Below are 26,115 nucleotides of genomic sequence, written 5' to 3'. Positions count from 1 at the left end.
GAAACTCCGTCAGCTCAGGCTGGCAGCAGTGGCTGCCAGCGTGCTCGTGGTAGGGGCAAGCGCGGCGAACTCGCCGGCCATCCAGCGGCCGACATCAACGGCTTCGGTCTCTGCCGTGGCGGTCAGGGGCGAAAGCTTGCCGCTGCCCAGCGCGCCGATGCGGTCGCTGATCTGGAACAGCTCGTCGAGGTCTTCGGAAATCACCAGGATCGCCGCGCCGGCATCGCGCAGGGCAATCAGCGCACGATGAATCGCCGCCGCCGCGCCCACGTCCACGCCCCAGGTCGGGTGCGCCGCCACCAGCAGTTTCGGGTTTTGCAGGATTTCGCGGCCAAGGATAAATTTCTGCAGATTGCCGCCGGATAGACTGCGCGCCGGTGCATCGGCATTCGGCGTTTTCACCGCAAAACGTTTGATGATTTCGTCGGCCAGGGCGCGCACCTTGCCGCGCTGAATCAGGCCTTTGCTCAGCAGGCCCTGCTGGAAGGCAGTCAGCAGGGCGTTGTCGGCCAGGCTCATATCCGGCACTGCACCGTGGCCCAGGCGCTCGGCCGGGACAAAGGCCAGGCCCAGCTTGCGCCGCGCATCCGGGTACAGATCGGCAATCGGCTGGCTATCCAGGCTGATGCGTTCGCGCTCGCTGCGTGGCAGCCGCGTTTCCCCACTGAGCAGGGCTAGCAACTCGTCCTGGCCGTTGCCGGCAACTCCAGCGATGCCGACGATTTCGCCGCTGCGCACCTCCAGGCGGATCTGGCTGAGGTGGCAACCGAACGGGTCGGCGTTGTGCCAGCTAAGGTCATCCACGCGCAGGCGCGGCAGGCCGCCTGTGACTTTCGGGTAACTGCTTTCCAGGCCTTCGGCATCGCCAACCATTAGCCGCGCGAGCTGCAGGTCGCTGCATTCGGCCGGTACGCAATGGCCCGACACCTTGCCACCGCGCAGCACCGTGGCGCTCTGGCACAGGGCACGTACTTCGCCGAGCTTGTGGCTGATAAACAGGATGCTGCAGCCCTCGGCCGCCAGACGGCGCAGGGTAACGAACAGTTCGTCGGCCTCCTGCGGGGTGAGCACCGAAGTGGGCTCGTCGAGGATCAAGAGTTTGATGTCCTGCATCAGGCAGCGAACGATCTCCACCCGCTGCCGCTCGCCGATAGACAGGCTGTGCACCAGCCGGCCCGGCTCCAGGGCCATACCGTAACGCTGCGAGACTTCGCGAATCTTCGGCTCCAGCTGCTTCGGTGTGCCGGCAGCCGCGCCCATGGCCAGGGCGATGTTCTCTGCCACGCTCAGGGTCTCGAACAGCGAGAAGTGCTGGAACACCATGCCCACCCCTAGGCTGCGAGCCATGGCCGGGTCACGCATCTTCAAGGCTTCACCCTGCCAGCGGATTTCACCGCTGTCGGGCTGGGTGACGCCGTAGATGATCTTCATCAGGGTGCTTTTGCCGGCACCGTTCTCGCCGAGCAGCGCATGGATTTCCCCAGGGGCGATGCTCAGGTCGATACGGTCGTTGGCCAGGCAGCCGGGGTAGCGCTTGCTGATACCGCTCAGCTGCAAGCGTGGAACAGAGGGGGAACTGGACATGGGCAGTGGCTCAGGAATGACAACTGGCCTGGCTAAAGCAAAAAGCTGGCCAGTGAGTCAGAAAAGCCGCTGCCCTGCGCGCCCGCAAGTTCCGCCACAATGCTATGTCTGCGGGTGCTCCAGCGTGGTGCGCAGTCTTGATGGCTGGTGCGTTTTGGCGCATCGCGGCCAAGAACTGGGCGTCCCCCCCGCTCCTACAAAAGCGTGCCGCGCCCGGCAATCGCGGTCACGCCGCTATCCCCTGTAGGAGCGGGGGGGGGCGCCCAGTTATTGCCCGCGATAAATCCTGAGCCCGACGCAGGCTCATAACCACACCGCATCCCATAACGGGTAATCACCAATGCGTTGCACAAGGCCTGCTCGCAACGGATTGGCGACGATATAACGAGCCGCCGATTGCAGGTCTTCATCTTGGCGCAGCGCGCGGTCGTGGTAACCCGGCTGCCAAATTGGGCCTTGTGTGCCGAGGCGCTGACTGATCTGCCGTGCGCTGTTGCTTTTGATACGGCGCATCAGTTTATCCAGAGAGCCTGCATGCAGTTGCACAAGCCAATGCAGGTGATCGGGCATCACCACCCAGGCCAGAGACGCAACCTGTTGTTGCTCATGGGCTGTGCGCAGCTCAGTGATCAGCAAGCGGGCCAGTCTGAAATCGCTGAACAGCGGGCGGCGTTGCAACAGGGTGCTGGTCAGCAGGTAAATGCGTTCGGGTTCTGAATGACGGCCACGCCGTAGGTTGGAGCCATGGGGTTTTGCAGGCATTCCATTGCCTCTTGTGGTGTATCCGATATTGATCGCGGGCAAGCCCGCTCCTACAAAAGCGTGCAACGACTGCCATCGCGGTCACCCCGTCCTCCTGTAGGAGCGGGGGGGACGCCCAGTTATTGCCCGTGATAATTCGTGAAATAGGCAGCAGGCTCACAGCCACAATGCAGAAGCGTAGTGCAACTACTGCGGCCGCAGCTCAATCCGCCCACGACTGATATCCGCCAACAGCCGCTGCAGCTCGTCCACCCGTGGGGCAGGGATGGCCAGTTGCAGTTCAGCTCCCGTGGCGTCGTAGTCTTCGCGCTCCAGCAGGCTGTCGAATTCCGCCAGGCGCGCCTTGAGCAGCGGCAGTTCGGCGAACAGGCAATGGCAGCGGTACTGCTCGCGGGCGATCAATTCGCGGCGCGGTGCGATTTGCAGGCATTTGTTGGCGCTGCCGCCATAGGCGCGGGCCAGGCCGCCGGTGCCGAGCTGGATACCGCCGTAGAAGCGGATTACCAGTACCGCGACCTGATCCATATCCTGGGCTTCGATCGCCGCGAGTATCGGCCGACCCGCGGTGCCGCCGGGTTCGCCGTCGTCACTGAAACGGTACTGCTGGCCAACCTTCCAGGCCCAGCAGTTATGGCTGGCGCTGGCGTCGCTGTGGGCGGTGATAAAGGCCTGCGCCTCGACCGCGCTGGTAACCGGCGCGGCGAGGGCGATAAAGCGGCTCTTGCGAATTTCCTCGCGGTAGTCGCAAGGGTCGAGCAGGGTAAAGGGCATCAGACGTCTTTGACGGGAGGCGTCAGGCCGCAGCCCTTGAGGATGATGCGGATCAGGTTGTCGCCGGCCACTTCGTAGTCCTGCTTGGTCAGGCGCGAGGTGCCGGTGACGCGGCAGATCTGCGAGGAGAAGTCGGCGTAGTGCTGGGTGCTGCCCCACAGCAGGAAGATCAGGTGCACGGGGTCGACCGGGTCCATCTTGCCGGCGGCGCTCCAGGCGGCGAACACTGCGGCGCGGCCGCGGAACCAGGTCTGGTAGTCCTGGCTAAGCATCTGCGACAGGGTTTCGCCGCCGCTGATCACTTCCATCGCATAGATGCGCGAGGCTTTCGGGTGGCGGCGGGAGAACTCCATCTTGACGCGGATATAACCCGCCAGCGCCTGGGCCGGGTCGTCGTCGACGGTGAGGTTGTTGAAGGTGTTGTCCCACAGCTCAAGGATGTTCGCCAGCACCGCCTGATACAGCCCCAGCTTGTTGCTGAAGTAGTAGTGCAGGTTGGCCTTGGGCAGGCCGACGTTCTGCGCGATGGTGTTCATGCTGGTGCCCTTGAAGCCGTGACGGGCGAATTCCTCCTCGGCGGCCTTGATGATCGCTTCTTCGTTTTTCTGCCGAATCCGCCCGGCGGGTTTGGCGCTCGGGTCGGTACAGTGGGCGAGTACTTCAACAGTCATGGGCGGTTCCGCAGTGGTCAGGTTTTCGGACGAATGCACTGATAACCCACAGCCGTCGAGGTGACAAGCGCGAGGGGCAAAAAAACGCGATAACCGCCATTTCGGCGGGCATTTGCACCGTATTCGTGCATGCTCAGCCCCTTGGTCAGAGTGTTCAGGCGCTGGCGGCCAGAGCCTCGAGAAAGCTCTCCAGCACCAGATGCGGGCGGCGGCCTTTGCGTGTCACCGAGGCCAGGCTGATGTCGTAGAAGCGGCTGGCCGGTTTCAGCACGCGCAGGCGGCCCTGCTGCACCCAGGCCTGAGCGTAGTGGTCGGGCAGGTAGCCGATATAGCGCCCGGTGAGAATCAGAAAGGCCATGCCTTCGCGGTCCGAGGCGCTGGCGGTGCAATTGAGCGCCTGGTAATGGCTCTGCACCTCGGGCGGCAGGCGGAAGGTCGGCGCGATGGCTTCCTGGCTGTTCAGCCGTTCATCTTCCAGTTGCTGATCATCGACATAGAACAGCGGGTGGCCGACCGCGCAGTAGAGCAGCGAGCGCTCGTCGTACAGCGTCTGGTATTCCAGCCCGGACAGCGTGCTGGCCTGGGGCACCACGCCGATATGCAGGCGACCGTCGAGCACGCCTTGCTCGACTTCGCTTGGCGGGGTCATGCGGATATGGATATGCACGTCTGGGCCGCGTTCTTTCAGGCGTGCCAGGGCGTTGGTGATGCGCATATGCGGCACCGTCACCAGGTTGTCGGTCAGGCCGATATTCAGCTCGCCACGCAGGTGCTGGTGCAGGCCGTTGACCTCGGTGCGAAAGCTCTCCAGCGCCGCCAACAACTGCTGGGTGCTCTGGAATACCTCGCGGCCTTCTTCGGTCAGGGCAAAGCCGGCGCGGCCGCGTTGGCACAGACGTAGCCCCAAGCGTTGTTCCAGATCGCTCATCTGCTGGCTGATCGCCGAGCGACCGATGCCTAAGGCGCTTTCCGCCGCGGAAAAACCGCCGCATTCGACTACGCTGCGAAACAGCTTGAGCAGGCGGATATCAAAATCGCTGACCTGGGCCAGCGGGTCGGGGCGGCGGGTACTCATTGTTTATTGCCCATTGTTTAGTGCGCGCTTAACTAAAGATAAGAAGAGTCTGGTTTTCCTGACTCTAAGCCCGTGGCACCTTTACTGGCAACTGCTTCTCCACATAAGAACACCGCCCTTCCTTGCGAGGCCGCACCATGAACATGCCGCAGACCGAAACCCCGTCCCTGGCCAGCCAGCTCAAGCTGGATGCGCACTGGATGCCGTTTTCCGCCAACCGCAACTTCAAGCGCGACCCGCGTCTGATCGTGGCTGCCGACGGCAACCACTTTATCGACGACAAGGGCCGCCGCGTGTTTGACAGCCTGTCCGGGCTGTGGGCCTGTGGTGCGGGGCACAATCGCAAGGAAATTCAGGAGGCCGTGGCCAAGCAGCTCGGCACCCTCGACTACGCGCCGGGCTTCCAGTACGGCCATCCGCTGTCCTTCCAGCTGGCGGAGAAGATCGCCGAGCTGACCCCGGCCGGCCTCGACCACGTGTTCTACACCGACTCCGGCTCCGAGTGCGCCGACACCTCGGTGAAGATGGCCAAGGCTTACTGGCGCCTGAAAGGCCAGCCGAGCAAGACCAAATTTATCGGCCGCGCCCGTGGCTACCACGGCGTGAATATCGCCGGTACCTCGCTGGGCGGCATCGGCGGCAACCGCAAGATGTTCGGCCAGATGATGGACGCCGACCACCTGCCGCACACCCTGCAGGCGCACCTGGCGTACACCAAGGGCATGGCCGCAACCGGCGGTGTCGAGCTGGCCAACGAGCTGCTGAAACTGATCGAACTGCACGACGCCTCGAACATCGCTGCGGTGATCGTCGAGCCGATGTCCGGTTCCGCCGGGGTGATCGTGCCACCAGTCGGCTACCTGCAGCGCCTGCGTGAAATCTGCACCCAGCACAACATCCTGCTGATCTTCGACGAAGTGATCACCGCCTACGGCCGCATGGGCAAGTGGACCGGTGCCGAATACTTCGGCGTGACCCCGGACATCATCAACACCGCCAAGCAGATCACCAACGGCGCGATTCCGCTGGGCGCAGTAATCGCCTCCAGCGAGATCTACAACACCTTTATGAACCAGGCTATCCCTGAGCACATGGTCGAGTTTGGCCACGGCTACACCTACTCGGGCCACCCGGTCGCCTGCGCCGCCGGCCTGGCAACCCTAGAACTGCTCAAGCGCGACAACCTGATCGAGCAATCCGCCGCCCTGGCCCCGATCTTTGAAGACAAGCTGCACAGCCTCAAGGGCAGCAAGCACGTTATCGACATCCGCAACTGCGGCCTGGCCGGCGCGATCCAGATCGCCCCGCGTGACGGCGACCCGGTGATCCGCCCATTCGAGGCCGGCATCAAGCTGTGGAACGCCGGTTTCTACGTGCGCTTCGGCGGCGACACCCTGCAGTTCGGGCCAACCTTCAACACCACGCCCGAGCAGCTGGACTCCGTGTTCAACGCCGTTGGCGATGTGCTGCAGGGTCTCGACTGATGAGCCGGCCGCAGGCAGTGGCCACCGTGCAGGTGGACAACGAGCGGGTGATCGTCACCGAATGGCGTTTTGCCCCCGGTGCCGAAACCGGTCGCCACTGCCACGGCTACGACTATGTGGTGGTGCCGATGACCGCCGGCAGCCTGTTGCTGGAAACCCAGGAGGGCGACAAGCACGCCGAGCTCAAGGCTGGGCAGGCCTACTTCCGCAAGGCTGGGGTCGAGCACAACGTGATCAATGCCAGCGACCACGAGATCGTATTCGTCGAAACCGAAATAAGGCCCTAGAGGGCGACAGTCCCCCTCTCCCTCGGGAGAGGGGCTAGGGGTGAGGGCTGGGTTCACCGGCGTCCCCGCCTAGACCCACTCAACAGAATTCGTTAAAGGAGTTTTTATGACCATCGTTAATCACCTGATCCACGGCGAAATGACTGCCGGCACCGGCCGCAGCGCTGACGTGTTCAACCCGTCCACCGGTGCCGCTACCAAGAAAGTTGCCCTGGCCGACCGCGCCACCATGCAACTGGCCATCGACTCGGCCAAGAGCGCCTTCCCGGCCTGGCGCAACACCCCGCCAGCCAAACGCGCTCAGGTGATGTTCCGTTTCAAGCAGTTACTTGAACAGCACGAAGCGACCATTTCCAAGCTGATCAGCGAAGAGCACGGCAAAACCCTGGAAGACGCCGCCGGTGAGCTCAAGCGCGGCATCGAAAACGTCGAATTCGCCTGCGCCGCCCCGGAAATCCTCAAGGGCGAGTACAGCCGCAACGTCGGCCCGAATATCGACGCCTGGAGCGACATGCAGCCAATCGGCGTGGTCGCCGGTATTACCCCGTTCAACTTCCCGGCCATGGTGCCGCTGTGGATGTACCCGCTGGCCATCGTCTGCGGCAACTGCTTCATCCTCAAGCCGTCCGAGCGTGACCCAAGCTCCACCCTGTATATCGCTCAACTGCTGCAAGAAGCCGGTCTGCCAAAAGGCGTGCTCAACGTCGTGCACGGCGACAAGGAAGCGGTGGATGCGCTGATCGAAGCGCCGGAAGTCAAAGCCCTGAGCTTTGTCGGCTCCACGCCGATTGCTGAATACATCTACAGCGAAGGCACCAAACGCGGTAAGCGCGTACAGGCCCTGGGCGGCGCGAAAAACCACGCCGTGCTGATGCCTGATGCCGACCTGGACAACGCCGTCAGCGCACTGATGGGCGCAGCCTACGGTTCCTGCGGCGAGCGTTGCATGGCCATCTCCGTGGCCGTGTGCGTAGGCGACCAGATCGCCGATGCATTGGTCGAGAAGATCGTGCCGCAAATCAAGGCGTTGAAAATCGGTGCTGGCACCTCCTGCGGCCTGGACATGGGCCCGCTGGTTACCGGCGCTGCACGTGACAAGGTCAAAGGCTACATCGACGCTGGCGTGGCCCAGGGCGCAAGCCTAGTGGTCGACGGTCGTGACCTGGTAGTAGCAGGCAACGAAAACGGCTTCTTCGTCGGCGGCACCCTGTTCGACAAGGTGACCCCGGAGATGACCATCTACACCGACGAAATCTTCGGCCCAGTGCTGTGCATCGTCCGCGTCGGCAGCCTCGAAGCGGCCATGCAGCTGATCAACGACCACGAATACGGCAACGGCACCTGCATCTTCACCCGCGATGGTGAAGCGGCACGGCTGTTCTGCGACGAAATCGAAGTCGGCATGGTCGGTGTCAACGTACCGCTGCCCGTACCGGTCAGCTACCACAGCTTCGGCGGCTGGAAGCGCTCGCTGTTCGGCGACCTGCACGCCTACGGCCCGGACGGTGTGCGTTTCTACACCCGCAAAAAAGCCATCACCCAGCGCTGGCCACAGCGCGCTTCGCACGAAGCGGCTCAGTTTGCTTTCCCGAGTAATGGCTAAGTAACACCAAGGGGGCTGATCGCAGGATCAGCCCCTTTTTTTTGCTGTGGATGACGACCTGTAGGAGCCAGCTGGCTGGCGATCTTTCGCGACCATCCGCGTGCATGCGATCAGTCCCCTCGCCCCTCTGGGGAGAGGGTTAGGGTGAGGGGATATCTGCCCGGTTTGCGGAGTTTTCACCCCTCACCCCCAGCCCCTCTCCACTGGGCGTGCCCCCAATAAATGGGAGAGGGGAGCAGTACAGCTTTACGCAACAAACCAGCCGCGCGGGCGCGGCGTTGGTGCAGTGACCGCAGGTTACGGCACCCCTTGGGTGAGCGGGTTCAGGGTTTCCTGACCCGCAAGCCCGCTCTCCCAAGGGCAGCCCACTTCAATTATTTATGAAGAGGACTCCTTGCAATGAGCAAACCCATGATTGGCCTACCCCTGTGCCGTTGGCAGCTGACCAGCCGTGATATCGGCTGGTTTCACCTGGTCGGTGAGAAGTACATCCACGCCGTCACCGGCTTCGGGGCCTTCCCGCTGATGATCCCCGCCTTTGGCGACGATCTGGACATGGACACCGTGCTGGATAGCGTCAGCGGCATCATGTTCGGCGGATCGCTCTCCAACGTGCACCCCAGCTTTTATGGCGACGACCATCCCGGCCTCGGTCTGGCCGACAAACCCCGTGATGAAACCGTGTTGCGCCTGCTGCGCGCCTGTATTGATCGCGGCATTCCCTTCCTCGGCATCTGCCGGGGCATGCAGGAAATGAACGTGTTGTTCGGCGGCACTCTGCACCGTGAAGTGCATGAAGTGGAAGGGCGTCTTGATCACCGTGAGGTGAAGGACGTACCGGACGACGTGGCCTACGGCCCGATGCACAACGTGGCCCTGACCGAAGGCGGCGTGCTGCACTCGCTGTTCGGCGAGCGGCAGATCAAGGTCAACTCGCTGCACGGTCAGGGGATTGATCGTCTGGGTGAGGGCTTGCAGGTTGAAGCCGTGGCCGAGGATGGGCAGATCGAGGCGGTTAGTGTGATTGGTGCCAAGGCGTTTGCCGTTGGGGTGCAGTGGCATCCCGAGTATCGTTATTGGGAGAAGGCGGATTACAACGCGCTGTTGGAGGCGTTTCATCAGGCGGCGAGGGAGTATCAGGTGAGGAAGCTTGAGCGTCGTAGCGAGGCGGCGGTGGCTTGAGCACTGCGTTATCTCAACGCTGACATGAGTAAGGCCCTATAAATCGGGCCTTACTACCAAGTAGACCAGTGCTCACCCTGATAGGGTAAGTGGGCATTTTTACATGTAGGTTGTTAGTCCTAATTAAATATCTGTGGAATAGAATTAGATTATTTCGCATCGTGATTTTTGATGGCGATCGGTGGGTCGTTTGAGATTATGCAGCAGCTATGAACTGTTCTTTCATCATCCTCGCTTGTAATGTGTACGGTTGAGTGGTACTTGATCTTTGATTTTTCAATTTTTAAGTTGTCGGAAAGAAAGTCGCATATGTGATTCCATGAGCCGTGACGTCCGAATTCTTTTGTTATTTCGGAGGCGTCTTTATGGATGGCGTATGCGTTATCAGCTGAACTAAGCACAAGAAATGAATATTTTGACTGGCTAAGGTGGAGGTAGTCAGCTTTGGGTAATTTAATTTTTGTGGTTTTTGAGTCGAATTTGTAGATTTTATCCCTATTGATTTTTGCGCCTCTGATGACTGGATGTGTCGTCATTCCTAGGCTGTTTATGAATTCCTCAGTTGTTAATCCAAAGTCCATGCTTATGCAGTAGTGGATCATTAGAGATAATTTGTTTTTGAGTGTTATTTCGTGAGTGATATTGTTCTTTTCTAGGGTTGTAACTGGCGTGCCATGCGCTATTTGATCTCTAAGCTTTTTCAATGATCTAAAGTCTTCTTGTGTGAGTCCAATGATTTCAGTAATTCGAGGGTCTATACTTTCTGTAAACGCGTTGATACGTTCGTTAAAGGTTGGTGTTTCGGTGTTTTTTATAGCGTCTATGTATTTTTCTACTACCTTGATGACCGTGTTGTGTTCTATTTGTAGTTCTTTTGATTTTTTGGTCAAGGTTTCTTTTAGTGACTGTTTTATAGCGCTAAATTCAGTGCGTGAAAGTTTTAGTGACTGTTTTTTTGCGAAAGACTCGGTGTGCTTGTCTAATGTGCTGACGTAACCCAAGAGCAAGTACTCCCATAAAGTGGTGTACCTGACAAGTGACGGGATTCTTGACCATAAATTGTTAAATCTGGCGTTTTGATCTGTTCCAGGAGTAAAAGCTGCTTGGAAAATAGTTGGCCAAATATTTCTTTCAGTGATGAAGCCAGGGAATGGGTAAAGACATTCCCTGTATGACTTTATTGAGGTCTCTGCTGTTGTTGGTCCAACAATGTACACTGGGTATCGAATGTTGTTTTTTCTTATCCAAATGTAATCAATGTCTAAGGGGTGGCCTAGTAGTAATGAAAATAAGTTGCATAGGGTGTGGCACTTTTCAGATACTTCATTGAGGCTTAATTCAAATGAGGTGGCGATGGTGAGTAAAACCCCTTCGTCTATTACTGTTTGTAGTTCTTTGTTTTTTGATATTGTGCAGTAATAATTTATGTGTGCTTTTAAGGATTCGTCGATTGTGATCTCTAAGTCTTTGAAGTCTATTTTTTACTTATTTCCATGGATTGAATCTGAAATCCATTTTTAACTTGTAGCCAATCACTGGCGCCGTTCAATGAGACTGTGATTTCATTTGTTTTTGTAGAGGGGTATTCGCCGATTATTATTAGTGATGGATATAGAATGTCCCCATATGTTTCGGTGTTGTGCAGGGTGTAGTTTTGAGAGCCGTCTGTGCAGGTGAGAGTTTCAAGAATTTTTTCGCCGCTCATTGTTCCTGTAAGCTCTATGTAAGGTATTTTTCCTTTGGATATATGTAGTTTTCCCTCTGATTCAAATCCTTTGTTGTCTCTAATTTTTACGTTTGGACTAAGTTCGTCGCTGAGCTTTAACTTTTTCAAATTATTTCTGCCATGTGTCTTCTAAGTGGTATTCGTCAAGTTGATTGATCGTGCCGATATCAGTCAGTGATGGCTATTTAGAGTCGTAGATAGATTTATTACCCTCTTCCCCCCCCCCATATCCTGATTCGCAGCAACTACTCCCCGCGAAGCTTATTCACACATAACGGTGAGGCAGCCAATCTACTATCCGACATATATGCATTGCCAGGTCTAACGGTTCCGCCCTTACGGCGGCTCACTTTTGGCAGACGCCCCAAAAGTAAGCAAAAGGTCTTGCCCCTTGCATCCGGCCCGACTTCGTCGGGTTCCCTCGCTCCATCATTGTTCCAGTGGCCGGCGTACAAGGGCCGTCCCTGGCCCTTTACGCCTCTCGCCGCATCCATGCGGCTCGCTCCCTTCCACAACGACTCCACTCCGCCTCCTGATGGGGCGTTTGGCGTCGTCTGTGAGATTGGTGTTTTTAGAAGCACAGCAAACTGTAGGAGCGGGCTTGCCCGCGATGCTTTTGCTTTGGCCTTTTCGCTCTGCCTTCCACAAATCACCTAGGCGACGCGGTTCCCGAATCCCGTCAGGAGGCCGAGTGGAGGTGCTGTGGAGAGGGGCGTTTGGCATGGATGCCAAACGAGGAGCGATGGGCCAGGGATGGCCCACCGTGACGACCCTCGGAACAGCACCGGAGCGAGGGGAGTCTGGCGCAGCCAGACCCGTATGTCGGGTGTGCTTTCTCTTTGGTTACTTTCTCTTTGCACAAGCAAAGAGAAAGTAACTCGCCGTAAGGGCGAAACCGTTAATTCGCGTCATAACCGCTGCGGCGGGCAGCCCCCGCTACGAATACTCACTGCGTCTGCCTTTGTCGGCGTGGTCTTAGCCACATCGCACCACCGACAACCCACACAAACAACAAACCCCGCCGAAGCGGGGTCTGTTGTTTAGCGGCGGTTGCCATATTGGCCGTGCTGGCCACGGTGGTTCTGGTAGCCGTTATGGCTGTCGTGGCGGCGTTGCTGTTTATGCCAGCGCTGGTGTTTGTGCGGCTTGGCTTTGTAGTAGACCGGGGCCGGTTGGTAGTAAACCGGGCGGGGTTGGTAGTAGGCCATCCGAGGCTGATGGTAAACCGGTGGTGGTGCGTAGTGGTGCACTTGCACCTGGCGGGTCTGGCTGGCGATAACGCCGCCGACCACGGCACCGATAACCACGCCGGCAATCGCGGCATCGCGGTTGGAGGCTTGGGCGGGGGCTTGGGCGATCAGCGCGAGGCTGGCCACCAGGCCGGCGATAAGCGAGATACGTATGCGCATGAGCGGAACTCCTCTTGGGCACCGGTTTGTCCGGTTACTAAGTTCGACTGCGCCATGGCGCTGGCATTGCGTAAGCGAAGGTAAAGCCTGTGTAAACAGTCTGTGGTCATCGTGGGGGTATTTGGTGGGTTCTGCGGGAAACGGGTGCGGAACTTGCTAACGCTAGTTGGCCCGGCCGTAGAGCCGGAGTCCTATACGCCAATTTTTGCGGAGCCCGTTTGATGATCACTGCCTCTATCGCCGATTGCATGAGCAAGGAATTCGCCCGTATTCACCCGCAGATGCCGGTGGTGCAAGCCGCCAATCTGTTGATCCGGCATGCCGCATTGGGCGGGCCGGTGGTCGATGAGGGTGGCCTGTTGCTGGGCTGGCTGTCCGAGCAGGATTGTCTGCGGGTGGCGGTGCAGGTTGCTTATTACAACCAGCGGGTGGCCACGGTGCGCGACATCATGAGTAGCGAGGTGCTCAGCGTGCGCGGCGATATGGACCCCATGGCCCTGGCCCAGCAGATGCTCGGCGACAAGCCCAAGAGCTACCCGGTGGTGGATGCCGCGGGCAAGGTGCTGGGGGTGATCAGCCGTCGCCATTTGCTGCAGCAACTGGATCGGGTGCTGGACAAGTTGTCCGCGCCGGCCTGACTCGGCTGCGCACTGCTGCGGTGCATGGCCGCGGTAAATAGCGGCGGCCTGCACCAAAATGCGCTGACGGGCGCTTGTGCCGAGCTATGCGGCGCGCCCTCGGCTGTGCCCTGAGCCTTAACAGGCCGTTGAAAAACGTAGGCGAGGCAGCCGAGACAAGGCAAAAACAGGCGAAAAAGCGGAGTGTACGAGTTGTACATGAGCATTTTGAGCCTGTTTTTAACGCCGTATCGGCAACGCAGGTAGTTTTTCAACAGCCTGTTAGCTGTCCTTGGCATCCTCGCGGCATTGCGCCTGCAGGGCGGCCCAGCCGTCTGCGCCGAGTGCTTCCAGGGTTTCGATATTGGCTTCGAAGATCGCCTCCGGGTCGGGAAAGGCGGCTACGGCGCGGTCGATGCTGGCTTCGCGGAGGAGATGCAGGGTGGGGTAGGGTGAGCGATTGGTGGCGTTGCCCATATCTGCGGCATGGGTGTCGGCGAACTGGAACTGCGGGTGGAAGCTGGCCACCTGGAGGATGCCGCTGTAGCCGAGGTCGTCGAGGGTGTCGTCGACCACGGCGAGAAAGTCGTTGAAGTCGAGAAAGTCGCCAAGGACCGCCGGGTGGATCAGCAGAGTGGTGTCGGTTTCCTGCGCGGGGCAGTTGGCCAGGTGGTGCAGTTCGTCGATCAACGTGGCGAGCAGTTCGGCGGGCTCGGCGCTGGCGCAGAACACATAGCGAACTTGGCCCTTGACCTGCACCGCCTTGGCGAACGGGCAGAGGTTCAGGCCGATCACGGCGCGTTCGACCCAGGCGCGGGTTTCGGCAATGGCGTGGGCGGCGCTCGGGGTGGCGGTGCTGGACATAGGGCGAACGACTCGGGCTGGCTGGGGGGGCGTGAAGTTTAGCGCCAATAGTGGCGCGCAGGGCTTTTGCGCGGTGCCGGGCAGCCTGCTGCGCCCGGCGTATGCGTGCTGAGTTCTGGGCTTAGCCGCTGTTGCGTTGCGGGTTGCCGGCGCGGCGCAGTGGGCTGCAGCGCGCCGTGTCGACGGCCCCGATATAGGGGTTGCCGTGGCCCATCACGCAGCCAACTTTCTGGTTGCGCCAGCGTTCCCACTCGCTGACCGGGTACTGGCGGTTCCAGGCCTCGTAGGTGCGCCGGTCGAGCTTGGACAGGCGCAGTTGGTAGTGGTCGGCCATATAGAGATAGATGCGCGCCGCGGCACCGCGTACCGGCTGCGGCGGCATGGCGGTTTTCGCCTTGAAGTTGACCACCATGGGGCAGGCCCCGTACTGCGTGGGCTTTTCACCGAGCATGCCGAGGGCGTAGTTGGAGCGGTCGCCGTTGACCTCGCCGATGCTCGGCACCAGGTTGTGCAGGTCGGCCTCGGCGGCCTTGAACCGGGCGTCGGTGCGGGTGCAGTTCTTGCGCCCACCGTTTTGCCAGCACTGGCGCTGATGGCCGATCACCCAGGCGGGCACCACATGCTCCCATTCCACCCGGGCGGCGCGGCGCTGCTGCTTGCGCACGCTGTAGCCGCAGCTGCCGAGATCGACCCGGTTGCCCTGGTAGGCGCAGGCGCAATAGAAGGTGCTGGGCCGTTCGGCATACAGCCGCCAGGCGATCTTTTTAGCAGCGGAGAAGTTTTGCGGGGCGTCGGGGTAAACCGCTGGGGCGACCAGCAGCAGGCAGAGCAGGGCAAACAGGCGGGGCATGGGCAACTCGGGACAAAAAAGCCGCGCATCATAACCGCAGCAGCTTGCAGCCGTGAGGGCTTTCTAGGGGGCTGCGTAATCTGTTATGTCGCTTTAAGTTGCGTAGCTAGGTGCTTGATTGCGTTACAGGTCATATTTTCTGTACAAAAAACGCACAGGGCGAATTTTGTTGCTAGCTTTACCCCATCGGATTGCTGCGAATGGATTGCCTCTGATGGGATTTGGCTACCGCTGGATACGGCCGCATGGCCCTCTGAACGCCTGGCTCGGGCTGTCGTCGGCGTACGTTTGCCGGGCTCTGGCGCTGGCTTTGCTGGGGCTCGGCCTGGCGGGGTGCGCTGGCCAGGACCATCAGTCGATTGTCGGCAACCGCAGCCCGATCAAGGCCACCGAGCTGCTGCAGAGCAACGCCGACCGCATGGCCACCCTGAGCATGCGCAACAACCTCAATAGCCTCTATCGGTTGATGGACAAGCTCTACGCACGCAACCCGCAGGAGTGGCGCAAGGGCGGTTTTGCCGACCTGCCCGCAGCCAAGCGCGCGGTACATGTCGCGGTGGAGCAGAACCAGCCGTTGGCGGAGCTGGGCGGGCGTACCGATGTGGCGGCCCTGAGCTATGCGCTGAGTGCGCAGTATCAGGGTGATCGGGTCGCTGCCTTTATCTACTCCATGGCCAGCATGCTGATCACCGCCCACGGCGGGCGCACCCAGTACTACCTGACCGATTCGCTGGATGCGCAGTTTATCCACAATGCCGCGCGCAATATCGAGAAGGCCCACTGGATGCTGGTCAACCGCCGCGACAGCCAGGGCCGGCCCTGGCTGCTGTCCAACGAGATCTCGGCAGAGGGCTATAACCTCAGTTACGCCGTGGAGTTCGGCAAGATGGTCGCGCGTCTGGATCTGCTGACCGATGTGCTGGACGAGCGTTACCGGCGGATCGGGGTCAACTACGCCCACGGCCTGCTGTTTCTCAACTTCCTGCCGGTGCAGTAGCGGGCTCAGTAGGCCTCTTCGAGACGCTTGCTGTTGACCTGGTTGGCCTGCTCGATCTGTTGTTTGAGCTGCTCCATCTGCTGCTGCGCCTGCTCGGCCTTTTTTGCCTGCAGATCGGCGACAACCGCAGTCTCGCCTGCGCCGCAGGCTCCGAGGGCGAATGTGGCGGCAAGCAGCAGCGGGTGGAGAAACTGACGCATGGCGGACTCCGAGGTGGGATGGCTGTGATCGTGGCCGGGTGGCGAGGACCGATTATTGCCAGCGCTGGTAGATCAGGTCCAGTTTGCCGTTCTTGCGCAGGCGCTCCAGAGCCGCGGCAAACTGCCCGGCGCGGACGCTGTCGCCCTTGGCGAAGGCCACATAGCGCGGCATTTCCACCAACGGCTTGGGCAGGATGCGTACGTGCTGTTCGGCGCGCTGCTCGCGGACGAAATACATCAGCTGCACCCTGTCGCCGATGATGATGTCGATGCGCCCGGCCAGCAGCATGGACACCAGTTGCCGCGGGTTCTGCGCGCTGGTGTCACGGGCCAGGTCGGCTTTATCGAAGTCCGACTGGTAGGCATAGCCCCTGACCTGGCCGATCACGTAGGGCGACAGGTCGTCCAGTTGCTGCCAGTCGCTGATTGCGGTTTTACCGGTGGTCATAAAGACAGTGGACCCGGTACGCAGGGGGCCGACCAGTTGGTATTGCTGCATGCGCTCCGGGGTCCCGGCGAACTGGAAGGCCATGGCCACCGTGCCGCGGTCGAGCATGCTCTTGACCCGTTCCCAGGGGTAGAGACGCAGCATGTAGGGGATCCCTGCCTCGGCCAGCACCGCCTCCACCAGCTCGACATCCAGCCCGAGTGGGGTGTCGTTCTCGAGGGTGAGATAGCTGTAAGGGGCGAACTGCTCATCGCCGACCACCCGCCAGGGCTCGGCCTGCACGACGGACGTGAATAGCAGCAACAGACACAGCGCAACACGCAGCATGACGGCCTCCCGGACCCTGCGCGCGACTCGGGCGTGCAGTGCATTAACAAGGCTAGCCAATGGCGGAAAAAATGCTGCGCTTGCCGAGCGATTGAACGAAAGCGGAAACCGTAGGGTGCGCCGTGCGCACCGAGATAGCCCCCTCTAACCTAGGCGCAAAGGGATACCCGCGGGGCCTGCGATGGCCTGTTGGGCATCGCGGCCTCAATGCCAACCTGCCCGCGCGTGCCTGATCCCTGGGCATGGGGGAGAGCTCGCGGTCACGTCGGTGCGCACGGCGCACCCTACCTGTTGCACGATTGTCCGGCGTACGCCGATTAGTCCCCTCGCCCCTCCGGGGAGAGGGTTAGGGTGAGGGGAGCGTTCGCCGCGGAGTCGCGATACCTACAAGAGATCGCGCCTAAGCAGTTACGGGCACACAGCCACAAAAAAGCCCCGGCTGCTGAGCCGGGGCTTAGGTGTTAAGCGTGTCCTGCTAGACCTTGCGTACAAACTCGGACTTCAGCTTCATCGCGCCGATACCGTCGATCTTGCAGTCGATATCGTGGTCGCCGTCGCACAGGCGGATGCCCTTGACCTTGGTGCCGACCTTGACCACCAGCGAGGAGCCCTTGACCTTGAGGTCCTTGATTACGGTGATGGTGTCGCCGTCCTGCAGCACATTGCCGACCGAATCCTTGATCACCTTGGCATCATCCGCAGCGTCTGCACTGGCGTTGGCGGACCACTCGTGGGCGCACTCCGGGCAGATCAGCTGCTCGCCGTCGGCATAGGTGTATTCGGAATTGCATTTGGGGCAGGCTGGCAACGTGCTCACGCGAGGTCCTCGGCTTGGGAATAATCAAAGCCGCATAGTATATAGGGTTTTATCGCGGGTCGGCGGTGCGCATGGCCGCAGGCGCGGTGCCAGGGCTCTGCAGCGGGCTGCGCGCGGCAGGCTGCCGCGCTTTTAGGGAAATGCCTGCCCGCGCCGTGGGCGCGGGCAGGGCCTACTACCAGCGGTAGTAGTCGCGGTCGTGGCGATGATGTTTGCGGTGATGCCGGTGGTGCTTGTGATGACGCGGCTTGTAATAGCGGTGCTCGACCACTACCGGGTAGGGCTCGTAATAGCGTGGGCGTGGTTCGTAATAGACGACCTGGGGTGGCGGCGGTGCCACCTCGACATAGACCGGCGGAGCATGCCGGCTGCTGGCAATCACGCCACCGACCACGGCCCCGACTACGGCTCCGGTAATCAGCGCGTCGCGGCGCGAGCCATGGTCGGCTGCCGCCTGACCGGCAAAGGCCAGGCTGCCAACAAGCACCGCGACTAAGGGAATGCGGCCAATCATGAGTGAAAATCCTCCAGGGGTTCGGCACGCGCCGGTTAGAACTTTTGACCTTGCGCCCGGAGAAAATTCCGCTGGAGATTGTGTAAATCTTTTGTAAAGACAGTGGCCGGCGCGATCCGCTCACCGACCGTGGCCGGTCCCTGTAGGGTGCGCCGTGTGTGGGCACTAGAGCTCGCTAGCGCGTTGCCGGTTCGGGCCAGTTTAGGGTGCCGCTGTCGCTGAAACGGCGGGTTCCCAGCAGGCCGCCGGCCAGTTTGCCGCGCAGTTCATAGGGCAGGCCCTTGGCTCCCGGGTAGCCCGCCGCACCCCAGGCCTGACGCATAACCGAATAGGCGGAAATGCTTACCGGAATGCTGATGATAGCCTCGCCAAAACGCGGCACCTGGCCGACCCGGATTTCATATCGGTAGTGCACGGGCCCCAGGCTGGGGCCGGCAGCATTGGCTTTATTGACTCAATGCAGTGATGGCTAATTAGTGGCGCATATACTGGTTAGACGTTTCTAGCCGAGGTTTGCTGCCCATGCCGCTACTCATAACCGACCGTCAGCAATTGCTTGAACACCTGCGTCTGCGCGCCGAGAACGAGCAGCCGCATCAGTTGGTTGGCGAGCTTCTGGTGGGGGGCGGTTGCCTAGATCCCCGGACCCTGCGACAGGCCCTGCGTCTGCAGGATGAAGATCCGGGCGTGGGCCGGGTCGGCGATATCCTGCTGCGGCGCAAGTTGATCGATAAGCAGCAGCTGGCCGAGGCGTTGGTGCAGCAACTGGATATCGCGCGGGTCAATCTGGACGGTTTTGAGGTCGAACAACAGGCGTTGCTCCTGCTGCCCGAGAACCTGGCGCGGGAGCATCAGGTGTTGCCGTTGATGCTCGAAGGCGAGTTGTTGGTGGTGGCTACGCCAACACCCTCGGACTGCGATCTGCTGCACCTGCTGGGTTTTGTTACCGGCAAGCAGGTCGAGGCTATTCATGCGCGGGGCGATGAGGTGCAGGCGGCGATCAATCTGCACTATGGCGCGGCCACTGCGTTGGAGTTGCCTGAGCACCAGGGCCAGGAGCCCGAGTTGAGCCTGCACCGGATCAAGCAGTTGGCCGAGGACAAACCGACGGTGCGTTTTGTCGACAGCCTGCTGGAGGATGCGATCGGCCGGCACGCCTCGGACATCCACCTGCGGCCTGGCGAGCGCGAGGTGACCATCCTGTTTCGCATCGATGGCGTGCTGACGGAGATCCGCCGGATCAGGCCCGGCAACCTGCCGGCGATTGTCAGCCGGATCAAGATCATCGGTGGCATGAACATCGCTGAGCGGCGCTTGCCCCAGGATGGTCGGCACCTGGTGCGGGTCAGCGATCGCACTATCGACCTGCGTCTGTCGATCATGCCGACGGTGCATGGCGAAAGCGTGGTGATCCGCATCCTGGACACCCAGCAGAGCCTCAAAACGCTCGATCAGATTGGCTTCAACAGCGAGGATGCCCAGCGCTTTCGTAACCTGACCAGCCACAACCAGGGCATCCTGCTGGTGACCGGACCGACCGGTTCAGGCAAGAGCACCACCCTCTACGCCGCCCTTAATGACATCAAGCAAACCGGGGTGAACATCATCACGGTCGAAGACCCGGTGGAGTTCCAGATCGACGGGATTCGTCAGATTCAGGTCAAGCCGCAGATCGGCTACACCTTTGCCCGTGCTCTGCGGCATATCCTGCGGCATGACCCGGACGTGATCATGGTCGGCGAGATCCGTGACCAGGAGACCGCGATCATGGCGACTGAGAGTGCCCTGACCGGCCATTTGGTGCTCTCCACCCTGCATACCAACAGCGCCGCGACCACAGTCACCCGCCTGCTGGAAATAGGCGTTGCGTCCTATTTGCTCAATGCCAGCCTGCTCGGGGTGCTGGCCCAGCGCCTGGTGCGGCGCAACTGCCCGGAATGCCTGGAAGAGGAGCCGGTGCCGGATTATGTGCGGGCGGCACTGGGCCTGGATGCGCAGGAGACCTTCTATGTTGGCCGTGGCTGCAGCCATTGCCACGGCAAGGGGTTTGCCGGGCGCGTGGCTGCCTATGAGCTGCTCGAGGTCACGCCAGCCTTGCGCGCCATGATCCAGCCGGCGGTGGCGGCCCAGGCCATCGAGGTGCAGGCCGTTGCCGACGGCATGCGTCCCCTGACCCAGAGTGCCCTGGCCCTGGCGCGGGACAAGCTGATCGCATTGGCCGAGGTGTATCGGGTGCGTCTGGAATAGTTGGCCAGGCCGGCTTAAGCCGCAGTGCTGCGGTGGGAGGCGGTCGATGGTCGCGCGTAGCCCTGCGATCCGGCGTGCAGACCAGCAGGTGAGCGGCGCTGGGCCTCTAGCCGCAACTGCCACACAGCCTCTCGGTTATGCGGGCTGCTTGTCAGGGCCTGACTGGGGGATACCCAGCCGGCTGGGGCCAGTTCAAGTTGCCCGAGTCACTAAAGCGCCGGGTGCCGAACAAGCCGCCGGCGAGTTTGCCGCGCAGCGCATAGGGCAGATCCTGCCCCGGTTTATAGCCGCCGACACCCCAGGCCTGACGCATAACCGAATAGGCGGAAATGCTTACCGGAATGCTAATAACGGTCTCGCCAAAACGCGGCACCTGGCCGCTCTGGTTGCTGACGCCGCTGGCCAGCGGCTGCTTGTTGATATCCAGCTGCACGGCCACGCCGTTGAAGTCGATGGGTGTTTCATTGGGGTTCTGCACCCGCAGTTTGAGGGCGAAGCGCACCTCCAGGCCCTGGCCGGGCAAGGGTTCCAGGCCGACCAAGTCGATATGCAGCGGGTCACGCGGGGCCAGGGTGCTGCAGGCGCTGAGGCCGAGCAGCAGCAGGGCCAGGCCCAGGGGACGTAAACGCTTGATCAGGGTGTCGGGCATGCTCGGGTTTTCCGTTATGGCGGTCAGGACAGGATAGTAGACCCCAAGCTGCGGCTTTTGCTCACGGCATAGCCGGCTGATATTGCGCCATGGCTAGCCTGAGGCTGAAGGCATACAACGATTGCCGCTCGCTGCTGGGGCTGCCCTTGCTCAGCGAAATCTGTGACAGCACGCTGCGGTATGTATCGACCAGCGCTATTGGAGTGCCTGGGAACAGGCGGGGGAGGGGCTGTAGCGATGCGTTCGGCCCGGGGTTGCCCAGGCCGAGTCGGCGGTGGATCAGAAGTGCGCTTTTACCAGCAGGCTGGCGGTGTTCTGGTCGGTCGGGCCGACGAAGTTGTCGCTGACAAAACCGCTGTCCTGGATGCCGTACTTGTCCTTCCAATAGTCGTATTCGATGCCGACATACAGCTGCTTCTCGCCCCAGTTCATGGCCTTGCCCAGGTCGTACTTGATCTGCGGGTTGAAGTGCAGGTTGGCGTGGTAGCTCTCGTCGTTGTCCACCACCCAGTCCATAAAGCCGTCGATCACGATGTCGGATTTGCCCACCGGAATGGTGTAGCTCCACACCGGGGTGATCTGCCAAACGCCGCTGCCATCGCGGTCGCCGTCGGTTTCGCGGTGGTAGAAGTTCAGCGAGAAGTAATCGAAGCCGGGGATCGCCAGATCGAAGCCCGGGCCGATCAGGTAGGACTCGACATCGTCTTCGCCAAACTCGTAGGTGGCGGCCAGCAGCACGTCCTTGATCGGGCCAAATTCCAGCTTGCTGTCGAACAGCTTGCCGAACGACAGGCGCGGCGAGAATTCACCGTAGAAGGTGTGGCCGTCGCCCGCGCCATTGGTGGCGTCGGTGTTGTACTTGATGGTGTCGACGAAGAAGAACAGGTCGCCGATAGCCCAGCCACTGACGTGCTCGAAGGTCACGGTTTGCTGGATTTCCGGGTCGACCTTGTAGTCCTGGCCATAGAGGTAGGTCAGGCTGTTGTTCTGCCAGTGCATCAGGTCGCCGGCAATAGCCTGGCCGCCCGCCAGCAAACCGCCAGCCAGAACCAGAGAGGAAAGAGTACGGTTCATCGAGTGGTGCTCCCCAAAGTGCTGAATTATCGTTTTAAACCTGTCTAAGTGGTCAGGCTGTCGGAGCTTGAGCAAGAAGGAGGCCAAGTCCTGCATTTGTCTGCAGCACCGCCACGCAGAGCGGCGCGGGCGCGCACTCTAGTGGTTTGCCGGGAAATGTAAATACGCTGCATGCACTGATAACTGACCGAGTGGACAGTTTCAGCCTTAAGTTGGTGCGCGGCGGCTCAGGCTTAGAACGAGGCGATAATTCGCCCGATCACGGCCATCGCCTGTTCGCTCTGCGCGCTCCAGGGGTGGCCGTAGTTCAGGCGGGCGCAGTTGCCGAAGCGCCGGGTGGCCGAGAAGATCGGTCCAGGTGCCAGGCTGATGCCCTGGGCCAGGGCGAGCTGGAACAGCTGCAGCGAGTCGACCTGTTCAGGGAATTCGAACCAGAGAAAGTAACCACCGCTGGGGCGGGTGACCTTGGTGCTGGCTGGGAAGTGCCGCGCGGCCGAAGCCAGCATCGACGCCTGTTGCGCCTCCAGGGCGTGGCGCAGCTTGCGCAGGTGGCGGTCGTAACCGCCGTGTTGCAGGTAATCGGCCAGGGCGGCCTGAGCCGGTACGGAGGGCGAGATGGTGGTCATCAGCTTGAGCCGGCTGATCTGCTCGGCATAGCGTCCGCCGGCCACCCAGCCGACCCGATAACCCGGTGCCAGGCATTTGGAGAACGAGCCGCAGTGCATCACCAGTCCGTCGCGATCAAAGCTCTTTACCGGCTTCGGCGGTTGGCTGCCGTAGTACAGCTCGGCGTACACGTCATCCTCGATCAGCGGCACCTGATGGCGCTGCAGCAATTGATACAGCGCCTCTTTCTTGCTGTTGCTCATGCTCGCGCCCAGCGGGTTCTGCAGGCTGCTCATAAACCAGCAGGCCTTGATCGGCAGGCTGGCCAGGCGTTCGCTCAGCACATCCAGATCGATACCTTCACGCGGGTTGACCGGGATTTCCACGGCCTTGAGCTTTAAGCGCTCCAGCACCTGCAGCGTGGCATAGAAGGCCGGGGCCTCGATAGCTACCAGGTCGCCCGGCTGGGTCACGCATTGCAGGCACAGATTCAGTGCCTCCATGGCCCCGCTGGTGATCACCAGTTCCTCCAGCGGCAGCATCACGCCGCTGACCATATAACGCAGGGCAATCTGCCGGCGCAGGTTGGGGTTGCCCTCGGTCATATCGGCGATCACTGCATGGGGCGGCATGTCGCGCACGCTCTGCGCCATGGAGCGGGCCAGGCGCGGCAGGGGAAACAGGTCGGGGCTGGGGAAGGCCGAGCCGAACGGCACGGTATCCGGGTCTTTCAATGAGGCGAGTACCGAGAACACCAGCTCGCTGACATCCACTTCGGTGGTCTGCGTCGGCTGCTGGCTGGTTTCCGGCTCGGCCAGGGAATGCCGCGCCAGCTCGCGAACGTAGTAGCCGGAGCGGGCGCGCGCCTGGATCAGGCCACGGTCTTCCAGCAGGTAATAGGCCTGGAACACCGTGGACGGGCTGACCCCATAGGTGCGACTGGCGTGGCGCACTGACGGCACCTTTTCGCCAGGGGCGAGCATGCCAGTGCGGATCAGTTCGGCAACCTGGTCGGCGAGTTTTTCGTAGCGTTTCATCGTGTTCATAGGTGTGCTGAGTATTCCAACGCACTCTACGGGGAGTTGCTTTGCCATGCGACTGTCAGCGCCCGCGCGGGGCGATAAATACGCTTTGGCTGTGCGCGTGCTGATCCGCATCGGCCAGGTTGCTGAGTTCGAAACGCACCGGCCTGGTCGCGCCAGTGGCCTGCTCGACCAGCTGCACCACAGTCACCGGTACGTCGAGAATCTCACCGGGATTCAGCTGCAACTGCTGCGGTGCATCCAGGCGCAGGCCGGGGCTGTCGACCAGCGCCAGGCCATAGCGCTGCGGCTGCTGGGTCTTGTTGATCACCTTGAGCAGGTAGGTGTTCTCGATCTGCCCCAGCTGGTTTTCGCGGAACATACTGCGGTCCTTGGCCGAGTCGATGGACAGCATCGAGCGCGCGCTCAAGGCCCAGACAAAGGCTCCGATCATCAGCACCAGGGCGATGCCATAACCGATCAGCCGTGGCCGTAGCCAGTGGGTTTTGCCGCCTTGCAGTTCACGTTCGGAGTGATAGCCCACCAGGCCCTTGGCGTAGCCCATCTTGTCCATCACCCCGTCGCAGGCGTCGATGCAGGCACCGCAACTGATGCAGTCAATCTGCAGGCCATCACGGATATCGATACCGGTCGGGCACACCTGCACGCACATATAACAGTCGATGCAATCGCCCAGGCCCTCGGCCTTGTGGTTGCTGTCCTTTTTGCGCGGGCCACGGCCTTCGCCGCGTTTGGCGTCGTAGGCCACCAGCAGGGTGTCATCGTCGAACATCGCACTCTGAAAGCGCGAGTAGGGGCACATATGCACGCAGACCTTCTCGCGCAGCCAGCCGGCGTTGAGGTAGGTGGCGGCCATAAAGAACAACACCCACACCAGCGTGCCGCCCTCCAGTTGCAGGCGCAGCAGGTCGCTGGCCAACGGGCGAATCGGCGTGAAGTAGCCGATAAAAGTCAGCGCCGTGAGCAGGCTGACCGCCAGCCAGATTGCGTGCTTGGCACTGCGCCGCGCCAGCTTGTTCAGCGACCAGGGCGCGGCATCCAGCTTGACCCGCTGATTGCGCTCACCTTCGGTAACTTTCTCCGCCCACATAAACACCCAGGTCCACACACTCTGCGGGCAGGTGTAGCCACACCACACGCGCCCGGCCACCACGGTGATAGTGAATAGGCCAAAGGCGGCAATGATCAGCAGCGCCGAGAGCAGGGTGAAATCCTGCGGCCAGAAGGTCGCGCCGAAGATGTAATAGCGGTGCTCAGCCAGGTTCCACAACACCGCCTGGCGACCGTCCCAGTCCAGCCAGGCCGTGCCGAAGAAGATCAGAAACAGCAGGCCGGCACCGTACAGGCGCAGATTGCGAAAGCAGCCGCTAAAACTGCGGGTATGAATCGGCCCGCCAGCCTGGGAAGGCGTCAGGCGGATAGGCTGGCGCGGGTCGATAGTCTCGATAACCTGCGCGGGAATACGTTCGCTCATTACGGGCCTCGTCGGGCTTTATCAGGCGAGGGGAATGATGCGAGCGCGGGTATTTGGATAACAGACTCAGGTTTTCAAATAAAAAGCGGATCAGATGGTGGGGGAGGCTGGGGGGGGGCTTTGGCTTTAATGGGCTGAGGCATTGGTGATGGCAGTAGTGGCCACTCATGTCAGGCTACTTTCGGCCGATTCTGTTGAAAAAGTAGCGGCCTTCCCATGCCGTTGGCAAAATTGCTTTGTCAGCGAGCGTGGGGGCGAACAGCATGATGGGACAGTTACCGGGAGGACAGCAGCGCCTGTTCTACTCGTTCAATCTGGAAGATCACGTCCCGGCCCAACATCCAACATCTCCTGCGCAGCATCGACCAGTGCCTGGATCTCAGTGATCTGCGTGCCTACCTGGCGGATTTCTATAGCCCCATAGGGCGTCCCTCGATTGACCCGGAGTTGATGGTGCGCATGCTGGTCGTCGGCTACTGCTATGGCATTCGTTCCGAGCGGCGATTGTGCGAAGAGGTGCACCTGAACCTGGCCTATCGCTGGTTCTGCCGGCTGGGTCTGGAAGACGAAGTCCCCAATCACTCGACCTTCTCGAAGAATCGCCATGGGCGTTTTCGTGACAGCGATCTATTCCGCTGGTTATTCAATGAGGTGCTGCGGCGCTGCATGGCGGCCGGCCTGGTCAAGGGTGAGGGTTTCGCCGTCGACGCCAGCATCATCAAGGCGGATGCCAGCCGGCAACGTGGGGTAGCGGGAGATGCGGTCGATTGGAACGATCCAAAGCTCAGCAGCCGCGCAGTGCGCGAGTACCTCGAAGCCCTTGATGAAGAGGCG

General features: G+C 60.9%; 25 protein-coding genes and 2 pseudogenes. 8 read left to right on the top strand and 19 right to left on the bottom strand.

Features of this window, described 5'->3' with window-relative positions; translation table 11 throughout:
• Nucleotides 1–9 precede the first annotated feature (9 nt).
• The 5 genes from VMP31_RS20855 to VMP31_RS20835 form a co-directional block, all read right to left on the bottom strand.
• Complete coding sequence (locus VMP31_RS20855) at nt 10–1,584, bottom strand: ABC transporter ATP-binding protein (protein WP_414705483.1); 1,575 nt, start codon at nt 1,582–1,584, stop codon at nt 10–12.
• A 303-nt stretch (nt 1,585–1,887) separates the two neighbouring features.
• Nucleotides 1,888–2,346 carry an REP-associated tyrosine transposase gene (locus VMP31_RS20850; protein WP_325509633.1) on the bottom strand — a complete coding sequence of 153 codons (459 nt, stop codon included), beginning with the start codon at nt 2,344–2,346 and terminating at the stop codon, nt 1,888–1,890.
• 186 nt (nt 2,347–2,532) lie between these two features.
• Nucleotides 2,533–3,117, bottom strand: coding sequence for a YigZ family protein (locus VMP31_RS20845; RefSeq protein WP_325509619.1), 585 nt, complete (start codon nt 3,115–3,117; stop codon nt 2,533–2,535).
• Nucleotides 3,117–3,788 carry a TetR/AcrR family transcriptional regulator gene (locus VMP31_RS20840; protein WP_325509618.1) on the bottom strand — a complete coding sequence of 224 codons (672 nt, stop codon included), beginning with the start codon at nt 3,786–3,788 and terminating at the stop codon, nt 3,117–3,119. The genes VMP31_RS20845 and VMP31_RS20840 overlap by 1 nt, the downstream gene beginning before the upstream one ends.
• 154 nt (nt 3,789–3,942) lie before the next feature.
• Entirely contained in the window at nt 3,943–4,863 is a 921-nt protein-coding gene (locus VMP31_RS20835; protein WP_325509617.1) for a LysR family transcriptional regulator, read from the bottom strand.
• Nucleotides 4,864–5,000: 137 nt separating this feature from the next.
• On the opposite strand from VMP31_RS20835, the gene VMP31_RS20830 reads away from it, so the two are divergent.
• The 4 genes from VMP31_RS20830 to VMP31_RS20815 all read left to right on the top strand — a co-directional run bounded on the left by VMP31_RS20830 (nt 5,001) and on the right by VMP31_RS20815 (nt 9,419).
• The gene (locus VMP31_RS20830; RefSeq protein WP_325509616.1) at nt 5,001–6,347 is read left to right on the top strand and encodes an aspartate aminotransferase family protein; all 1,347 of its coding nucleotides are present in this window, start codon (nt 5,001–5,003) and stop codon (nt 6,345–6,347) included.
• Complete coding sequence (locus VMP31_RS20825; protein WP_325509632.1) at nt 6,344–6,634, top strand: cupin domain-containing protein; 291 nt, start codon at nt 6,344–6,346, stop codon at nt 6,632–6,634. The genes VMP31_RS20830 and VMP31_RS20825 overlap by 4 nt, the downstream gene beginning before the upstream one ends.
• A gap of 106 nt (nt 6,635–6,740) precedes the next feature.
• Nucleotides 6,741–8,237, top strand: a complete 1,497-nt coding sequence (locus tag VMP31_RS20820; protein WP_325509615.1) for a CoA-acylating methylmalonate-semialdehyde dehydrogenase — start codon at nt 6,741–6,743, stop codon at nt 8,235–8,237.
• 399 nt (nt 8,238–8,636) lie between these two features.
• Nucleotides 8,637–9,419, top strand: coding sequence for a gamma-glutamyl-gamma-aminobutyrate hydrolase family protein (locus tag VMP31_RS20815; protein WP_325509614.1), 783 nt, complete (start codon nt 8,637–8,639; stop codon nt 9,417–9,419).
• A gap of 149 nt (nt 9,420–9,568) precedes the next feature.
• Here the strand turns inward: VMP31_RS20815 and VMP31_RS20810 are convergent, their stop codons facing one another.
• The 3 genes from VMP31_RS20810 to VMP31_RS20800 all read right to left on the bottom strand — a co-directional run bounded on the left by VMP31_RS20810 (nt 9,569) and on the right by VMP31_RS20800 (nt 12,554).
• Complete coding sequence (locus VMP31_RS20810) at nt 9,569–10,876, bottom strand: HEPN domain-containing protein (RefSeq protein ID WP_325509631.1); 1,308 nt, start codon at nt 10,874–10,876, stop codon at nt 9,569–9,571.
• Between the two features lie 17 nt (nt 10,877–10,893).
• Complete coding sequence (locus VMP31_RS20805) at nt 10,894–11,253, bottom strand: hypothetical protein (protein WP_325509613.1); 360 nt, start codon at nt 11,251–11,253, stop codon at nt 10,894–10,896.
• A 932-nt stretch (nt 11,254–12,185) separates the two neighbouring features.
• Nucleotides 12,186–12,554, bottom strand: coding sequence for a hypothetical protein (locus VMP31_RS20800; protein WP_325509612.1), 369 nt, complete (start codon nt 12,552–12,554; stop codon nt 12,186–12,188).
• A gap of 221 nt (nt 12,555–12,775) precedes the next feature.
• On the opposite strand from VMP31_RS20800, the gene VMP31_RS20795 reads away from it, so the two are divergent.
• Nucleotides 12,776–13,192: a CBS domain-containing protein gene (locus VMP31_RS20795; protein ID WP_325509611.1), complete on the top strand. Its 417-nt coding sequence runs from the start codon at nt 12,776–12,778 to the stop codon at nt 13,190–13,192.
• Between the two features lie 261 nt (nt 13,193–13,453).
• Here the strand turns inward: VMP31_RS20795 and VMP31_RS20790 are convergent, their stop codons facing one another.
• Entirely contained in the window at nt 13,454–14,035 is a 582-nt protein-coding gene (locus tag VMP31_RS20790) for a DUF1415 domain-containing protein (RefSeq protein WP_325509610.1), read from the bottom strand.
• Nucleotides 14,036–14,156: 121 nt separating this feature from the next.
• Nucleotides 14,157–14,885: an endonuclease gene (locus tag VMP31_RS20785; protein WP_325509609.1), complete on the bottom strand. Its 729-nt coding sequence runs from the start codon at nt 14,883–14,885 to the stop codon at nt 14,157–14,159.
• A 214-nt stretch (nt 14,886–15,099) separates the two neighbouring features.
• Between VMP31_RS20785 and VMP31_RS20780 the strand changes: the two genes are divergently transcribed.
• Nucleotides 15,100–15,882, top strand: coding sequence for a hypothetical protein (locus VMP31_RS20780; protein WP_325509608.1), 783 nt, complete (start codon nt 15,100–15,102; stop codon nt 15,880–15,882).
• A 5-nt stretch (nt 15,883–15,887) separates the two neighbouring features.
• Here VMP31_RS20780 and VMP31_RS20775 read toward each other — a convergent pair whose 3' ends face one another.
• The 5 genes and pseudogenes from VMP31_RS20775 to VMP31_RS20755 form a co-directional block, all read right to left on the bottom strand.
• A complete protein-coding gene (locus VMP31_RS20775; protein WP_325509607.1) occupies nt 15,888–16,082 on the bottom strand; it encodes a hypothetical protein in 195 nt (64 codons plus the stop codon).
• Nucleotides 16,083–16,134: 52 nt separating this feature from the next.
• On the bottom strand, nt 16,135–16,857 hold the full coding sequence (locus VMP31_RS20770; protein ID WP_325509606.1) for a transporter substrate-binding domain-containing protein: 723 nt from the start codon (nt 16,855–16,857) through the stop codon (nt 16,135–16,137).
• 475 nt (nt 16,858–17,332) lie between these two features.
• A complete protein-coding gene (locus VMP31_RS20765; protein WP_325509605.1) occupies nt 17,333–17,674 on the bottom strand; it encodes a zinc ribbon domain-containing protein YjdM in 342 nt (113 codons plus the stop codon).
• A gap of 175 nt (nt 17,675–17,849) precedes the next feature.
• Nucleotides 17,850–18,188 (bottom strand): hypothetical protein, encoded by a 339-nt coding sequence (locus VMP31_RS20760; protein WP_325509604.1) that lies wholly within the window; start codon nt 18,186–18,188, stop codon nt 17,850–17,852.
• A 175-nt stretch (nt 18,189–18,363) separates the two neighbouring features.
• A pseudogene (locus VMP31_RS20755) lies at nt 18,364–18,576 on the bottom strand (LEA type 2 family protein); the annotation flags it as partial.
• Nucleotides 18,577–18,710: 134 nt separating this feature from the next.
• Between VMP31_RS20755 and VMP31_RS20750 the strand changes: the two are divergent.
• On the top strand, nt 18,711–20,435 hold the full coding sequence (locus tag VMP31_RS20750) for a GspE/PulE family protein (RefSeq protein WP_325509603.1): 1,725 nt from the start codon (nt 18,711–18,713) through the stop codon (nt 20,433–20,435).
• A 151-nt stretch (nt 20,436–20,586) separates the two neighbouring features.
• Here VMP31_RS20750 and VMP31_RS20745 read toward each other — a convergent pair whose 3' ends face one another.
• From VMP31_RS20745 to ccoG, 4 genes are all read right to left on the bottom strand, one after another.
• Nucleotides 20,587–21,084 (bottom strand): LEA type 2 family protein, encoded by a 498-nt coding sequence (locus tag VMP31_RS20745; RefSeq protein WP_325509602.1) that lies wholly within the window; start codon nt 21,082–21,084, stop codon nt 20,587–20,589.
• 279 nt (nt 21,085–21,363) lie between these two features.
• Complete coding sequence (locus tag VMP31_RS20740) at nt 21,364–22,158, bottom strand: outer membrane protein OmpK (RefSeq protein WP_325509601.1); 795 nt, start codon at nt 22,156–22,158, stop codon at nt 21,364–21,366.
• A 233-nt stretch (nt 22,159–22,391) separates the two neighbouring features.
• Nucleotides 22,392–23,801, bottom strand: a complete 1,410-nt coding sequence (gene mapR, locus VMP31_RS20735; protein ID WP_325509630.1) for a GntR family transcriptional regulator MpaR — start codon at nt 23,799–23,801, stop codon at nt 22,392–22,394.
• Between the two features lie 64 nt (nt 23,802–23,865).
• The gene (gene ccoG / locus VMP31_RS20730; RefSeq protein ID WP_325509600.1) at nt 23,866–25,281 is read right to left on the bottom strand and encodes a cytochrome c oxidase accessory protein CcoG; all 1,416 of its coding nucleotides are present in this window, start codon (nt 25,279–25,281) and stop codon (nt 23,866–23,868) included.
• Between the two features lie 263 nt (nt 25,282–25,544).
• Between ccoG and VMP31_RS20725 the strand changes: the two are divergent.
• Nucleotides 25,545–26,115 (top strand): annotated as a pseudogene (locus VMP31_RS20725) (IS1182-like element ISCfr1 family transposase); the annotation flags it as partial.

This window comes from Pseudomonas sp., from assembly GCF_035512415.1.
Lineage (GTDB): Bacteria > Pseudomonadota > Gammaproteobacteria > Pseudomonadales > Pseudomonadaceae > Aquipseudomonas.
The sequence above is the reverse complement of the archived record's forward strand: the minus strand, read 5'-3'. Positions and strand labels throughout refer to the sequence as shown.